10 protein-coding genes, 1 other RNA gene and 4 pseudogenes are annotated in these 15,500 nt (G+C 55.7%); 10 read left to right on the top strand and 5 right to left on the bottom strand.

Annotated features, from left to right (window positions below; all coding sequences use genetic code 11):
• Positions 1–13 precede the first annotated feature (13 nt).
• The 4 genes and pseudogenes from F7Q90_RS16205 to F7Q90_RS16190 all read left to right on the top strand — a co-directional run bounded on the left by F7Q90_RS16205 (position 14) and on the right by F7Q90_RS16190 (position 5,017).
• A complete protein-coding gene (locus F7Q90_RS16205; RefSeq protein ID WP_006118326.1) occupies positions 14–1,147 on the top strand; it encodes an amidohydrolase/deacetylase family metallohydrolase in 1,134 nt (377 codons plus the stop codon).
• Positions 1,131–2,246 (top strand): annotated as a pseudogene (locus F7Q90_RS16200) (DgaE family pyridoxal phosphate-dependent ammonia lyase). The gene F7Q90_RS16205 and the pseudogene F7Q90_RS16200 overlap by 17 nt, the downstream one beginning before the upstream one ends.
• A pseudogene (gene dagF, locus F7Q90_RS16195) lies at positions 2,246–2,986 on the top strand (2-dehydro-3-deoxy-phosphogluconate aldolase). Before F7Q90_RS16200 ends, dagF begins: the two co-directional pseudogenes overlap by 1 nt.
• Positions 2,987–3,104: 118 nt before the next feature.
• Positions 3,105–5,017, top strand: a pseudogene (locus tag F7Q90_RS16190) (BglG family transcription antiterminator).
• Between the two features lie 38 nt (positions 5,018–5,055).
• On the opposite strand, the gene F7Q90_RS16185 reads toward F7Q90_RS16190, so the two are convergent.
• A complete protein-coding gene (locus F7Q90_RS16185) occupies positions 5,056–5,955 on the bottom strand; it encodes a LysR family transcriptional regulator (protein WP_006118325.1) in 900 nt (299 codons plus the stop codon).
• Between the two features lie 129 nt (positions 5,956–6,084).
• Between F7Q90_RS16185 and F7Q90_RS16180 the strand changes: the two genes are divergently transcribed.
• The gene (locus F7Q90_RS16180) at positions 6,085–6,789 is read left to right on the top strand and encodes a pirin family protein (RefSeq protein ID WP_006118324.1); all 705 of its coding nucleotides are present in this window, start codon (positions 6,085–6,087) and stop codon (positions 6,787–6,789) included.
• Between the two features lie 203 nt (positions 6,790–6,992).
• Here F7Q90_RS16180 and dolP read toward each other — a convergent pair whose 3' ends face one another.
• From dolP to F7Q90_RS16160, 4 genes are read right to left on the bottom strand one after another with little or no spacing between them, the layout of a single operon-like run.
• Positions 6,993–7,565, bottom strand: a complete 573-nt coding sequence (gene dolP / locus F7Q90_RS16175; RefSeq protein WP_006118323.1) for a division/outer membrane stress-associated lipid-binding lipoprotein — start codon at positions 7,563–7,565, stop codon at positions 6,993–6,995.
• 14 nt (positions 7,566–7,579) lie between these two features.
• Positions 7,580–8,167, bottom strand: a complete 588-nt coding sequence (gene diaA, locus F7Q90_RS16170; protein WP_006118322.1) for a DnaA initiator-associating protein DiaA — start codon at positions 8,165–8,167, stop codon at positions 7,580–7,582.
• A 14-nt stretch (positions 8,168–8,181) separates the two neighbouring features.
• The gene (locus F7Q90_RS16165) at positions 8,182–8,577 is read right to left on the bottom strand and encodes a YraN family protein (protein WP_006118321.1); all 396 of its coding nucleotides are present in this window, start codon (positions 8,575–8,577) and stop codon (positions 8,182–8,184) included.
• The gene (locus tag F7Q90_RS16160) at positions 8,535–10,574 is read right to left on the bottom strand and encodes a penicillin-binding protein activator (protein WP_006118320.1); all 2,040 of its coding nucleotides are present in this window, start codon (positions 10,572–10,574) and stop codon (positions 8,535–8,537) included. Before F7Q90_RS16160 ends, F7Q90_RS16165 begins: the two co-directional genes overlap by 43 nt.
• A 62-nt stretch (positions 10,575–10,636) precedes the next feature.
• Here F7Q90_RS16160 and rsmI point away from each other — a divergent pair, with 62 nt between their 5' ends.
• From rsmI to F7Q90_RS16135, 5 genes and pseudogenes are all read left to right on the top strand, one after another.
• Positions 10,637–11,497: a 16S rRNA (cytidine(1402)-2'-O)-methyltransferase gene (gene rsmI, locus F7Q90_RS16155; protein ID WP_006118319.1), complete on the top strand. Its 861-nt coding sequence runs from the start codon at positions 10,637–10,639 to the stop codon at positions 11,495–11,497.
• Between the two features lie 54 nt (positions 11,498–11,551).
• Positions 11,552–11,927, top strand: an RNA gene (gene rnpB, locus F7Q90_RS16150) — RNase P RNA component class A.
• Positions 11,928–12,387: 460 nt separating this feature from the next.
• Complete coding sequence (locus F7Q90_RS16145; RefSeq protein ID WP_006118318.1) at positions 12,388–13,998, top strand: glucan biosynthesis protein; 1,611 nt, start codon at positions 12,388–12,390, stop codon at positions 13,996–13,998.
• Positions 13,999–14,397: 399 nt separating this feature from the next.
• Complete coding sequence (locus F7Q90_RS16140) at positions 14,398–14,577, top strand: hypothetical protein (protein ID WP_052310112.1); 180 nt, start codon at positions 14,398–14,400, stop codon at positions 14,575–14,577.
• Positions 14,578–14,587: 10 nt separating this feature from the next.
• Positions 14,588–15,382: pseudogene (locus F7Q90_RS16135) on the top strand (aromatic amino acid transport family protein); the annotation flags it as partial.
• Positions 15,383–15,500 lie beyond the last annotated feature (118 nt).

Raw genomic sequence — 15,500 nt, 5'->3', positions numbered from 1 at the left:
TAAGGAGGTTCCTGTGTACGATCTGATTCTGCGGCGTGCGCGTTTGCCGGATGAAACCCTGATCGATATTGCGATACGTGACGGCAAGATTGCCGCCACAGGTGAAATCAGCGGCCACGCAACCGTCGAGAAAACGCTGGCAGAAGGCTGTTATCTCAGTGCGGGCTGGATTGATTCGCATGTGCACTGCTATGAAAAATCCCCTGTCTACCACGATCATCCCGATCGGGTTGGCGTGGAAAGCGGCGTCACCTGCGTGGTGGATGCAGGCAGCACTGGCGCGAATGACATTGACGATTTCTGGCAGCGCACCCGGGCGGTGAGCACGCAGGTTTACGCGCTGCTGAATATCGCGCGCACTGGCATCATTACCCAAAATGAACTGGCGGACATGACGCAGATTGATCGCCAGGCCATTGCCGACGCGGTAAAACGTCACCCCGATTTTATTGTGGGGCTTAAAGCCCGTATGAGCAGCAGCGTAGTGGGCGAAAACGGCATTAAGCCGCTGGTCCTCGCGAAAGCTATTCAGCAGGAAAACGGCCATCTGCCGCTGATGGTGAATATCGGTAACAACCCACCCAACCTTGATGAGATCGCGGAACTGCTGACCTCGGGTGACATCATCACTCACTGCTATAACGGCAAACCCAATCGCATCCTGACACCCGACGGCGAACTGCGTGCCGCCGTCAAACATGCACTGGCACGCGACGTACGGCTTGATGTCGGCCACGGCAGCGCCAGCTTTAGTTTCGAGGTCGCGCGTGCGGCCATCGCACAGGGCATTTTGCCTGACACCATCAGTTCGGATATTTACTGCCGTAACCGCCTCAATGGACCGGTTTATACCCAGGCCCATGTGATGTCGAAGTTTTTCAATGTCGGCATGACCCTGCCACAGATTATCGCCTGTGTGACTCACCAGGCAGCCAGCGGCCTGCGTTTACGCCACAAAGGCCGTATTGAGCCCGGCTACGATGCCGACTTTACGCTGTTTACCGTCGCGCAAGAGCCGGTGTCCTTTGTGGATGCGGAAGGGCTGGCGGAACAGGGCGATCGTCACCTGATTCCCCTTGCCGCCATTGTCGCCGGCGAGTGCTGGATTACTGAACAAGGAAAAAAACACCATGTCTTCTCTGTATGAAAAATATGGCCTGAAGCAGGTCATCAACGCCTCCGGTCGCATGACCATACTGGGCGTTTCAACGCCATCGGATGAGGTGATCGATACGGTTAAGTACGGTCTGGCGCACTACTTTGAAGTAAAGGATCTGGTCGATAAAACCGGCGCGTATATTGCTAATCCACTGAAAGTGGAAAATGCGCTGGTGGTCTCCTGCGCCTCGGCAGGGATAGCCCAGAGCGTGGCCGCCGTCATTTTGAAAGATGATGACTGACTGCTGGATAATTTACACAGTGCACCGCTGACCGTGCCGCGCGACATCGTGGTGCCAAAAGGGCATAACGTGAACTACGGTGCGCCGGTGGGCAGCATGATCGCGCTGGGTGGGGGCCGGACGGTTGAAGCGGGTTACAGTAATGAATGCTCGGCTCAGCAGCTTTCCGCCGCGGTGACCGATCAGACGGCCGCCATTCTCTACGTGAAGTCACATCACTGCGTACAAAAGAGCCACCTGAGCGTTGCACAGGCCGCAGAAGTCGCACGTAAGCATGGTGTGCCACTGATTGTGGATGCCGCCGCCGAAGAGGACTTGCAGTGTTACTACCAGGCCGGTGCCGATCTGGTGATCTACAGCGGCGCAAAAGCGATTGAAGGCCCAACCAGCGGCCTGGTTATCGGTAAGCACCAGCTTGTTGAGTGGGTAAAGCGCCAGAGCAACGGCATTGGCCGCACCATGAAAGTGGGCAAAGAGGGGATTCTGGGGCTGACGCAGGCCATTGAGTCCTATTTGACCCAGCCGAAAGTGACCGGCGCACAGATGGTAGAAAAAATGACGCCCTTTATTAACAACCTCAATGGGCTGGACGGCGTAGCTGCGCGCGTCGTCTGGGATGCGGCCGGACGCGATATTGCACGCGCCGAAATACACTTTGATGAAGCCAAAATTGCGCGTCAAACCGGCGATCTGGTTCAGGCATTGAAAAACGGTGATATCGCCATTTACTTCCGTGGCTACAAAGCGAATGAAGGCATTATCGAAGCCGACGTGCGTAGCGTCAGCGCTGAGCAGCTGCATATCATTTTTACCCGTATTCAGGCGCTGATAACCGGAGAACACTAATGACGCTTACCCCTGATTTTTATCAAGACCGGCTGTGCCTCAACGTGCTGGCCGGCTCAAAAGAAAATGCGCGCGCTATCTGGCAGGCGGCAGAAGGGCACGTTCTGGTCGGTGTGCTATCGAAGAATTACGCCAGTCATGACGCCGCAATCGCGGATATGCGCGACTATGCTGCGCTGATCAATAATGCGCTCTCGATTGGCCTGGGTGCGGGCGATCCCCGGCAGTCACGCATGGTCAGCGAACTGGCCGCTGAGCTACAGCCTCAGCATGTTAACTAGGTCTTTACCGGCGTTGGCACCAGCCGGGCGCTGCTTGGCCAGTCGCAAACGCTGGTGAACGGCTTGATCTCGCCGACGGGGACGCCAGGAAAAGTAAAAATTTCGACCGGTCCGCTCAGCTCACAGCGCAACGACGGCATCGTGCCCATCGACACCGCGATCGCCATGCTGATCGATATGGGCGGCAGCTCGGTAAAATATTTCCCCATGGGCGGTCTGGACAGGGTGGAAGAATACCGCGCCGTGGCGGAGGCCTGTGCACAGCAGGATTTTTGGCTGGAGCCGACAGGCGGGATCGATCTGGCAAATTTTAGCGAGATCGTAAAAATTGCGCTGGATGCGGGCGTCAGCAAGGTGATCCCGCATATTTACAGTTCGATCATTGATCAGGCCAGCGGTGAAACCCGCGTGGATGACGTCAAACAGCTTCTGGCAATGAGCAAGTCCTTGCTGGCCTGACGTAGGTTGTGCGCTGGCGCAGAAAACTGTGGCCGGCGCGCCCTTTCCTGGACGTACAGCCGCGTTTCCTGCACTCTGTGAGTGTTGCTCTTTTCTCCATTCAGTCAGGTAAACCGACGTGAGATTTCCTAATCAGCGCCTTGCGCAACTGTTTGACGCTTTGAAAAACGAAACCTTGCCTCAGGACGAGCTGGCCCGGCGCTTTGCCGTGTCAACGCGTACCGTACGCACGGATATCACCGCCCTGAATGCCTTACTGGAACAGCACGGCGCGCAGTTTGTGTTGAATCGCGGGCCGGTTATCAGCTTAAAATTGCCGACGCGCAGCGTTTTACTATTCTCCAGCAGCAAACGCGTGCCCCTCTCCGGGTGCCGCGTACCTCTCAGGAGCGGATCCGTTATCTGCTGGTGCGCTTCCTGACCGCCGCCTATTCGCTGAAACTGGAAGCGCTGGCAGAAGAATGGTTTGTCAGCCGCGCGACCTTGCAGAATGACATGGCCGACGTACGTGAATGGCTCGGACGCTACCAACTCAGCATTGAAAGCAAACCGCACCACGGCATGAAACTGTTTGGCAGCGAGGTGGCGATCCGCACCTGCTTAACCGATCTGTTGATCGAGATCGATCAGTCGCAGCCAGACAGCCCGCTGATCACGCCGGAATCCCTGGAAGGTGGCCTGCTGGAAAGTCTGGAACCGTGCCTGCAACGCTGTTTTGCCCAGCACCATATCCGTCTCAGTGACGAAGGCGAACGCTATTTACAGTTTTACTGTGCGGTGGCGGTCCGGCGCATCAGCGAAGGTTATCCGGTTAACGATCCCGCGGACACGGAACAGATGGACGATGCCATACGCGACGCGGCACAAACCCTGATTCATTCGCTGCTGCCGCTTATCGGCAAGCCCGTTTCGCCGGCGGAGGAGAGCTGGCTACAGGTTAATATCGCTGCCCGGCGCATTCAGGACAGCGCACCCAGCACGATCAATGCGGATGACGCGGATGCGCTGGTCGACTATCTGCTCAGCTTTATTAACACACACTACTATTACGTTCTGCAGAACGATCCCCAGTTGCGTGCCGATCTGCTCACCCATATTAAAACCATGATCACACGGGTGCGTTATCAGATCCATATTCCCAATCCCCTGTTAAGTAATATCAAGCAGCACTATCCGATGGCCTATGACGTAACGCTGGCGGCGGTTTCCAGTTGGGGCAAATATTCGCCTTACGTCATCAGTGAGAATGAAATTGGCTTCCTGGTGCTGCATATTGGCGTTGGGCTGGAGCGCCATTACAACGTGGGCTATCAACGTCGCCCTCAGGTGCTGCTGGTGTGCGACAGCGGGAATTCCACGCTGCGCATGATTGAAGCGATGCTGCTGCGAAACTATCCCCAGTTGCAGGTAACCCAGTGCCTGTCTCAGCGCGAATACGAAGCGCGTCAACGTATTGAAGAAGACTTTGTCATCTCTACCGCGCGGGTCAGCGAAAAAGAAAAACCGGTGGTGGTGGTGGCGCCGTTCCCGACCGAATTCCAGCTGGAGCAGATTGGTAAGCTGGTGCTGGTGGATCGTACCCGCCCCTATATGTTGGAGAAATTTTTTGATGCCCGGCATTTTCGGATTGTTGATGCGCCCATGAGCCAGTCGGATCTGTTCCGGTTATTATGCGATCAGCTTGAGAATGAAGGGGTGGTGGATGAGGCTTTCTTTGCATCCGTGGAGGAACGCGAAGCCATTGTCAGTACCATGCTGGGCGAGGGCATTGCGCTACCGCACTCGCTGGGGCTCATGGCCCGGGAAACGGTCGTCTACACCGTGCTGGCTCCACAGGGTATTCCGTGGGGCGACGATACGGCTTACGTGATTTTTCTGCTGGCAATCAGTAAAAGCGAGTATGAAGAAGCCATGGCAATTTATGACCTTTTCGTCACGTTTATGCGTGAGCGGGCGATGACGCGCCTGCGCGACAGCACTGACTTCAGCAGTTTTAAAACCGTGGCGCTGGACTGCCTGAGTCGGCTGTAAGTAGGGGCAAGGTGGGCTGGATAGCGTCCAGCCCGTTATCAGTGTTTCTTTGCTAACAGGCGGGGGATTTCGCGCAGGCACCAGGCTTTCGCTTCGCCCATACTGTCACGACGCCAGGCCATGATGATGTCCACCTCGCGAGAATATTCCGGGCTGACGACCCGTAACCGCCCCTCCGCGATATCCTGCTCTACCATGTTATAGGGCATGGTCGCCACGCCTAAGCCGGCCAGAAGCGCACGCCGCTTATCGTCCATTGTACTGACGGTCAGACGTTGCTGTTTATCCAGCAGCTGTACGGTCAACACCGGCCTTTCGCGTGCGGTATCGGCCACGGCAATCCCCCGATATTTTACCCGGGTAACCTCTGAAAGCGGCTCGGGTTCGTTATGAATAGGATGGTCAGGGCTGGCTACATAAACGCTGACGATGCTGTAGAGTTTGCGGGTATTGATCTCAGTTGAGGCGCGAAAGTGCATATCCGGTGCGATAACGATATCTGCCCGCCCCTGTTCCAGCCTTTCCCAGGCACCTGCCAGCACTTCTGTCATAATGGATATCTGGGTGTTAGCCTTGTCAGCCAGCTTTGTAACCAGCGGGAACAGCGCATCGGTAGGGACAAGGGCTTCGGTCACGATGGTCAACTGCGTTTCCCAACCGCGCGCCAGCGCTTCGGCATCGGTCGTGAGTTTGTCAGCGGCTTCCAGCAACACCCGACCGCGCTCAAGCAGCAGGCGTCCGACATTCGTAAACTTTGTGCGATGGCCAGAGCGGTCAAACAGCACCACATCCAGCTCCTCTTCCAGTTTCTGCATGGTGTAACTGAGTGCCGAGGGCACGCGCCCTAACTCATCGGCGGCGGCCGCAAAACTGCCCCGGCGATCGATAGCATCCATCACACGTAAAGCTTCAAGGGTTAACGCACGGTCTTTTGCCATCCTGGTTCTCTGTCAGGAAATTTGAATATGCCCGGCAGATTAACTGGCTAACAATCCGGCGTCCAGACTTTTACCATAAGGGAATCATACCCGTCGTCGATTCTTGCCGACGGATGCAGGAGGTAAACAATGATAACCACACGCAGTGCATCCGATTGTGGTCAGGCTGATTATGGCTGGCTACAGGCACGCTATAGCTTCTCTTTTGGCCACTATTTCGATCCCAAATTAATGGGTTATGCCGCTTTACGTGTTTTGAACCAGGAAGTGCTGGCCCCCGGCGCGGCGTTTCAGCCACGCACCTATCCTCAGGTGGATGTGCTGAATATTGTCCTGCAGGGTGAAGCGGAGTACCGCGACAGCGAAGGCAATCACATTACCGTCGGTGAAGGTGAGGCACTGCTGCTCTCTGCCCAGCCTGGCGTGAGCTACAGTGAACTGAATCCCAGTAAAGAGCGCTCACTGACCCGCATGCAGCTCTGGCTGGCGGCCTGCCCGGAACGGGAAAACGCACGTATGCAGAAAATCAGCCTGACCGCAGGAACGTGTTCGCAACTGGTGGCTTCGCCGGATGGCCGCGACAACAGCTTGCAACTGCGTCAGCAGGTCTGGATCCACCAGCTTGAGCTGGCGGCTGGAGAGCAGCATCTGGTGCCGCTGCATGGCGCGCGCGCCTATCTGCAGTCGATCCATGGTTCGCTTGAAGCCTCTGCAGGTGCATCGCATCAGGAAACGCTCGGCTGTGGTGATGGCGCGTTTTTGCAGGAAGAGCAGCAACTGTGGCTGGCTGCCATCACACCGACGCGGGCGCTGGTAATCGATATCCCTGTCTGACGCGCTTCTGCTGGCGTGGCGTTGTGGCGGTATCACAACAGTGGATATCCGCGCAGAGACGGATAGCCGACAGCGAAGGGCGAAGTGGTGTGCATCAGCCTGGTCATGGGATCAGACGCCAGAAACGAGAAAAGCCGTCCCTGAAACGGGACGGCTTTTTTATTCACGCGATTCAGGCAGGCAAGACCACCCTGAACTCCGCGTTATTTCACCATGGTAAAGGCCGTGGTGACGTGTTTCACCCCGCTTACCCGGCTGGCAATATCCGCAGCGGCTTTCGCTTCTTCCGGCGTGACCAGACCCAACAGGAACACCTCACCGTTTTCAGTGGTCACCTTCACGCTTGATGATTTCACCTGATCGCTGCCCAGGAGCTGCGAGCGGATCTTCGTGGTGATCCAGGTGTCAGCGGAGGACGTACCCAGACTGACTTTCGGCCCAATCCGAATCTCGTTATAGACTTCGGTGGCACCGTCAACGCCCATGGCGATCTGTTTCGCGCGGTTAGCGACTTCCTGATTCGGTGCCTGGCCGGTCAACAGAACCTTGCCCTGGTAGGCGGTGGCAATGACGCGGGCATCGGTTTTGATTTGCTGATCTTTAGCCAGCGCATTGCTGACGCGTAATTCCAGCGTGCCATCATCAACCTGCGTGCCCACAGAGCGGGGATCGGTGGCGGTTTTGGTCGCGACAGCGGCACTACCGGCCACCACCGCGACGCAGCCTTGCAGCAGCATGGCGGTTAAAACAATGGCTACAGCGTTCAATGCTTTCATGGGTGCTCCTTCCGTCATTCCTGGTGGGGAAACAAGGTGTTATCAATCAGATCGCACAAACAGTTGAGTGTTAACATATGCATCTCCTGAATGCGAGCACTGCGATGTGAAGGAATACGAATTTCCACATCCTGCGGTCCCAGCAATCCGGCTAATTCTCCCCCATCATAACCGGTAAGCGCAACGATCGTCATATCGCGCGTGACGGCGGCCTCGACAGCCTTGACGATGTCACGCGTATTGCCGCGGGTCGAGATGGCGAGCAGCACATCACCGTTTTGCCCGAGGGCGCGCACCTGCTTGGCATAAATCTCATCATGCAGGCGGTCATTACTGATCGCAGTCAGCATGACGTTATCCGCACTTAAAGCCAGCGCAGGCAGGCTGGGGCGTTCGGTTTCAAAACGATTGATCATGCTGGCGGCAAAATGCTGTGCGTTGGCGGATGATGCGCCGTTACCGCAACTCAGTATCTTGTTACCGTTGAGAAGGGACTGCACCATGGTCATTGCTGCACGTGAGATGGCATCAGGTAATGCCTCAGCCGCAGCGATTTGAGTTTGGATACTTTCAGTAAAACACGCTTTAATTCTTTCCTGCACACGACCACCTGGTTCTAAACGTCTGCATTAAAGGCATTGGGCAACCATTCGAGCGCCGGGCCTGTAATGGCGATGATGTCGAAACGGCAATTCACTGTTTCAAAACTGCCGCCGCGTTGCGCCAGCCAGAGAGAGGCAGCACGCAGCAGCTTGTGTTGTTTCTGTCGGGTAATGCTGGCCAGACTGCCGCCAAATCGTGCGTTACGGCGGTAACGCACTTCGACAAACACCCAGCATTGGTTGTCTCGCATTATCAGGTCAAGTTCACCTGCGCGATAGTACACATTGCTGGCGACCCATGTTAACCCCGCCCGCTCAAGATAGCGGCGGGCGCGTTGTTCATATTCGGCACCTGTACGGCGGCGGTTTAGCTGGCCGGTACGATATTGCCCTGACGATACTGGTTCCATGTCAACTTCCTGTTGATCACGCAATCAGGCGTCGCGCTGAGCTTGCCGGTATTGCCATCAAGAGAGAAGCCAGGCACCTGACGCATCTGATTGAAGTGGTTAGCCAGCGTCCAGGTATCCATCCCCATGGCATACAGGCGCACCAGTGAATAATCGTTGTTAAACGACCGGGCGGCCTGCTGCATCAGGCCTGGATTGGCGCCGGACAGCAGAGGGATATCGCTGTACTGCAGGCCTTCCATTTCCAGACGGAAATCCGGGCCTGCGCCAGCCTGAGCACTACGGGAACTGGCGTAGAGCGCGACATTACTGCGGCTGCCGGTGCGCATACTGATCATCGGTTTAATCAGCTGCAGTTCATCCTGCGTCGACACGATATAGGCCGCATCTACCGCACCCGATTCGCTGGCTGCCGGTGCGCTGGTTTGGGGGGCCGGTATAGTCAGCCCTGCAACGGACACGTTCTGCGGTTGGGACGCAGAAGGGATAACCACCGGCGTCCCGCTCATGCTGATTCCTGCACCGCTGTTGATGCCCTGCTTAAGCTCTGAAACCGAACCGAAACGCTGCTGGAGCACGGTGCCACCGCCCAGTGACTGCCACTCTTTCGCAAAGGCCGTTGCGACGCGATCGCCCAGGCCATTACGCGGGAGCAACAGCAGCGGCTCGCGCTTACCCTGATCCCAGATATGGTGAGCCGCATCGCGCGCTTCATCTTCTGGCGACAGCGCAAAGTAGCACATATTGGGATGGTTCTGGATGTGTTCCGGCTCATTCAGGGCCAGAACGTTCAACGGTGTCTGGCTGTTGGCGACGGTTTCGACGTTGTTTTTCAACAGCGGGCCGACGACCAGTGTCGCGCCATCCTGTTGCGCCTGCTGTATCACCTGGGCGATGGGCTGGCTGCTGGTGTCATAGACTTTAACCTGCACATTACTGGCCGGTTGCGCCGACGGCTGTTGCTGCTGTTGAGGCTGCTGGGCGGTCGTGGCAGGTTGCTGCGCCGTGCCCGTCTGCGTTGTTGCCGCAGGGGCGGCTGAAGGGCTGACAACCGCGTTGGCATCAGCAGGCTGCTGCTGATTCATCGCGATGGGATCCTGTGCGCTGCCCGGGGTTGCCTGGGGTGCCGCCGGGATAACACCGTTCTTCGCGTCGTTGAAGCCTTTCTGGATGGCGCTGGCAAACATCTGAGCCTGACCGTTGAGTGGCAGCAGCAGCGCGATGGTGCTGGTGGACGCTTTGGTGAAGTTCTGCACCTGGCTCAGCTGCGTCGGCAAGGTTTTGGACGCGGGATTGTCGGGATAGCGCGTCTGCCAGTCTTTAATGGCCGACTTAAGCATGTTGGCATCCTGCGCATTGGCGTGCCAGGCGGTCAGCAGATCCAGCCAGCCCTGCAGAATGTTTTCATCGGCATTGATGACCAGCGCGTTCATGTCTTGCTGTGACAGTTGCGTCAGTGCCTGCCAGGTTGCATCAATGTTCTTCTGACGTGCGTCACCCTTCAGCAACGGTTCCTGGGCAATGTAGGCACGGAGCAGGGCCAGAGAGGTTTTCCCCTGTGCGCTGGCGATTTGTAAATCGTAGTAGCGCGCCAGTTGATCCTGAGACAGTTCACTGGTTTTCACCTGGCTCAACAGTTGCTGCGCGTCAGCCACTTTTTGCTGTCCAATCAGCGACTGGGCTTTCAGCAAGCGTAATTCCTGTTGCTGTGTTGAGGACAGTTGATTAGGCAGTTCGCCAATCGCCTGGTCGGCCTGAGGATATTTTCCCTCTTTTAACAAGGCGCGGATTGCGAGTAATTGCCAGTCGGTCTTGCTATCATCGCTGCTTTGCTGCATCTGTTGCAGATAGTAAGCAGAATTATTGGTGGCTGGCCCCTGAATGTCTACGGACTGGCTTTTGGGACCCTGGCCACTACACGCGGCTAAAATCAGACCAGCAAGAAGGACAGGCACAAAGCGTCCTGCTTTATGACGAACGATTTTTGAAGGAAGCATACTGTATCCAGTGATGTTTTTTTCAAGATGCTCAATATTAAATCGGCAATTCGGATGAAACAATGAAACAACTCGATCGGGCAGACATTTCCGCCAGCACGCTTTACATCGTGCCAACCCCAATAGGTAATTTGGCTGACATTACCCAGCGGGCGCTAGCGGTACTTTCCAGCGTCGATCTGGTCGCAGCGGAAGATACACGTCATACCGGACTGTTGCTACAACATTTCGCCATCAATGCGCGACTCTTCGCACTTCATGACCACAACGAACAGCAGAAAGCAGACATCCTGCTCGCCAGGCTGCAACAGGGAGAAAGCATAGCTCTGGTTTCTGATGCTGGCACGCCGTTGATCAACGATCCCGGTTACCACCTGGTTCGCCGCTGCCGGGAGGCCGGTATTCGCATCGTTCCTTTACCGGGTGCCTGTGCAGCGATCACAGCATTAAGCGCAGCGGGATTGCCGTCTGATCGTTTCTGTTACGAAGGGTTTCTGCCAGCCAAAACCAAGGCACGCTGTGATGCGCTGCGGGCCCTTGCCGACGAGCCACGCACCTTAATTTTTTATGAGTCGACTCACCGTCTGTTAGACAGCCTGCAGGACATGGTGACCGAGCTGGGTGCCGATCGTTATGTCGTGCTGGCGCGTGAGCTGACTAAAACCTGGGAAAATCTCAATGGTGCGCCCGTGGCGGAACTGCTGGCCTGGGTCAAAGAGGATGAAAATCGCCGCAAAGGTGAGATGGTGCTGATTGTGGAAGGCCACCAGCCTGATGAAGAGGCTTTGCCAGCGGAGGCCTTGCGCACACTGGCCCTGTTACAGCAGGAATTGCCTCTAAAGAAAGCGGCCGCCCTGACAGCGGAGATTCATGGGGTGAAAAAGAACGCCCTCTATAAATATGCGCTGGATCAGCAGGCGTAAGCATCCTGTTTTGCCTGCGTGACAGCGCCGGCAAAACGCTCTATAATGCGCGCCGAAGCTGACCAGACAGTCGCCGCTTTGTCGTCGTCCCTCTCTGAGGGAGACGGGCAAAGGGGAGGAAAGTCCGGGCTCCATAGGGCAGGGTGCCAGGTAACGCCTGGGGGGGAAACCCACGACCAGTGCAACAGAGAGCAAACCGCCGATGGCCCAGCAATGGGATCAGGTAAGGGTGAAAGGGTGCGGTAAGAGCGCACCGCGCGGCTGGTAACAGTCCGTGGCACGGTAAACTCCACCCGGAGCAAGGCCAAATAGGGGTTCACATGGTACGGCCCGTACTGAACCCGGGTAGGCTGCTTGAGCCAGTAAGCGATTACTGGCCTAGATGAATGACTGTCCACGACAGAACCCGGCTTATCGGTCAGTTTCGACTTATTCATGCAAACCCCGCGCAAGCGGGGTTTTTGCTTTATGGCGCAGCTATGCAGGCTTTGCTGTCTCCATCAGGCACAGGGGAAAGACGCGCACGACGTTGCCACGGGAGCCACTGTTAGGCGCGAGTCATACAGGATGGTTTCACGATGCCGTGGTAAAAAAATGCGGCAGGGCGGTTCTGTGCGGGCGTCCGGGCGAAAGAAGGCCATTATACCCTTTGATCGGGGAAGATAAGCGGCCGGTTGCCAGAGGGCGTGTTTCTCAGGCAAATCCCATGCAATTTCTCGCCAATGCCCTATACGCTCATCCGATGTGTTACATGATGGCTTGCCATCTGTTTGGGAGGCAACGGTTTCTCTCGTCTATAGTTGAAGGCAGCTCGCCAGACGTCACTGATTTTACGTTTTGCCCCATTGGGCACGCATTCATTGAATGAAGATTAAAAAAACAGGTGGATCATGGTTACAAGAAGGGATTTATTAACGTATTCTGGGGCGTTTGCTGCCTTATCTGCTTTAGGCATTTCTCCCGGCGCGATGGCAGCAGGTGTGCTCAAACTGGGTAACAGCGAAACATTTAATTTTCAGACATTGATTGCCCGGGCTAAAGCGCTGGCAGCCAAACCTTACGAAAAACCCACCGGATTCGATCCGTCATTGTTGTCCAACATCACCTATGACGCCTACATGAAGACCGTGTACAAACCGGAATATGCCCTGTTCAAAAATGCCGGGCGTTTTCCTGTCACCTTTTTCATGGTTAACGGCCTGCACCGCATGCCGGTGAAAATGCACGTAGTGGAAAATAACGCCGCGCGCGAAATCATTCAAAATATTGATTACTTCACCACGACGGATAAAAGCGTCAGGTTGCCGGCGCTGGAAGGAAACGTATTTTCGGGTTTCAGAGTGCTGGCAAGCCAGGACGCGTTAAAAACCAATCCCCAAAATGACTGGATTTCCTTTATGGGGGCGTCCTATTTCCGCGCTATTGGTGAATTAGGGCAGTTTGGTTTGTCCGCTCGCGGTATTGCCCTGAATACCGTCCAGCCCGGTGTGGATGAAGAGTTTCCTGATTTCACGGATTTCTGGTTCGAAGCGCCGAAAGATGACAGCAAAAACCTCACGGTCTATGCCCTGCTCAACGGGCCGAGCATAACGGGTGCCTACAAGTTTATCCTGCATCGTGGCAAAGGCGTGGTGCAGGACGTGGAATGCACGCTTTTCCTGCGTAAGGATATTCAGCGTTTCGGCATCGCGCCTCTGACGTCCATGTACTGGTTCTCAAAAACGGTCAAGGGGGCTGCGACAGACTGGCGTCCCGAAGTGCATGACTCCGATGGTCTGGCAATGTGGACCGGCAGCGGTGAACATCTCTGGCGACCGCTGAACAATCCGTTGCGTGTGGTCACCTCAAGCTTCCACGACGAGAATCCGCGAGGCTTTGGATTACTGCAGAAAGACAGGAATTTTGACAGCTACCTGGATGCTGCGCACTACGAGCGTCGCCCGGACCTGTGGGTCGAACCGCTAGGGAAATGGGGCAAAGGATCGGTACAACTGGTGGAAATACCGACCGATGACGAAATTTACGACAATATCGTCGCCATGTGGGTGCCGGATGCGCCAGCCAAAGCGGGTGATGAACATCATTTCCATTACCGGCTGCACTGGCTGTCCGATGAACCTTATCCCTCAACGTTGGCGCGCTGTGGTGCGACCCGACTGGGACGCGGCGGCGTGCCGGGATCTGACCGTCCGCATGACAGTCGTAAATTCACCGTTGAATTCCACGGTGGCAACCTGAATCACCTGCCGTCAGGCGTTGCGCCGGAAGCCGTGCTGTCCGCCTCGCGCGGGACGTTTGAGAACGTGCTGGTCTCTAAGCTGCCTGATGACTCCGGCAACTGGCTGGCGCAGTTTGATTTGGTGGCGGGGGACGGTGACCCGGTGGAGCTGAAGCTTTATCTGAAAGCGCAGGAAAACGTGGTATCTGAAACCTGGTGTTATCAGTACCATCCGTTTAACTCCCCCGCGAAGCCCTGGCCGGTCGCCTGCGACAAGAAGTAATGTCCTCATCACGCCCACTCACCCAGTGGGCGTTTTTTTCGCGCACTCATCCCCTGTTTTTATCCCTGCTGGCAAGAAAATGCCCAGTATTGCCGGGCAGGGCGCCATCGGTCTGGCGATGCCTGACGAACTTTTCGGTGTCGGTTTCGCCATGGACGGAGGGCCGGTAGGGTGGCTGCCCTGAGATCAAGGAATCCAGCGTTTACAGTCAACGGTGCGCAATCTGTTGATCCTGACGGTATGGCAGCCTCCATTTTTGCTGGTACCATGACGCCCCATTGTTGTACTCGGGTACCCTTGCGGATGGCCGCGATGTCGCCTGTTCGGGTGAACTCACCTTCGCGGTTATGAACGAACAGGTCGATCAGAAGGGGTGACTAAGTGAAGGCGACATTCGTAATGTGTTTGATTGAAAAGACTCAGCGAAACCAGATGGTTACGGAAAGCGTCAGTGCGTTAGCCTGCGCTGCGTCGCTCAGCGGCAACGTGGACCATGACATTCAGGGGCGGAAAACCGTTTACACGCTCTCTGGCGGCAATATTGATTTGTCCCGGGTTTCGGGTCTCGCTGACGCATAAAGGATAAGTTATGAGTAATTCTGAAAATATTCTCAACCGGGAAAAAGCGTCGATCTGGCGTCAGTCCGATACCACATGGACACTGGGACTTTTTGGTACCGCCATTGGAGCCGGGGTCCTTTTCTTTCCTATCAGAGCGGGCTATGGCGGCCTGATCCCCATTCTGATTATGTTAGTGCTGGCGTATCCGATTGCCTTTTTCTGCCACAGGGCACTGGCGCGCCTGTGCCTGTCCGGCAGTAACGTATCGGGTAATATTACCGATACCGTAGAAGAACATTTCGGTAAAACCGGCGGCGTGGTCATCACCTTCCTCTACTTTTTTGCCATTTGCCCGCTGTTATGGATTTATGGCGTCACCATCACCAACACGTTTATGGCGTTCTGGCAATATCAGCTACTGTTGCCCGCACTTAATCGTGGCGTCGTCGCGCTGTGTCTGCTGCTGCTGATGGCGTTTGTGATTGGGTTTGGTAAAGATTTGATGGTCAAAGTGATGAGCTGGCTGGTGTTTCCGTTTATTGCCAGTCTGGTGCTGATTTCACTGTCGCTCATCCCGTACTGGAATCGCGCCGTTATCGATCAGGTTCACCTGAACGATCTGGCCTTTACCGGGCATGATGGCATTCTCGTCACGGTATGGCTTGGCATTTCTATCATGGTGTTCTCGTTTAACTTCTCGCCCATTGTGTCTTCTTTCGTGGTGTCGAAACGGGAGGAGTACGAGCCGGAAATGGGCCGGACCTACACAGAAAACAAGTGCAGTCAGATTATCTCCCGCGCCAGCATCCTGATGGTAAGCGTCACATTTAAACCGTCTGTGCAGCGGGCTCCGGTTCCGGGAAAATAGTGTCCATCATTTTTTAATGGACACTATCGCGTGAAACACCGGACATGGCTCCTTGAGGCGCTTCGCCTCCATT

It is taken from the genome of Pantoea stewartii subsp. stewartii, from assembly GCF_008801695.1.
Classification (GTDB): domain Bacteria; phylum Pseudomonadota; class Gammaproteobacteria; order Enterobacterales; family Enterobacteriaceae; genus Pantoea; species Pantoea stewartii.
Note: the sequence above shows the minus strand (reverse complement) of the source record. Positions and strands in the feature narration are given on the sequence as shown.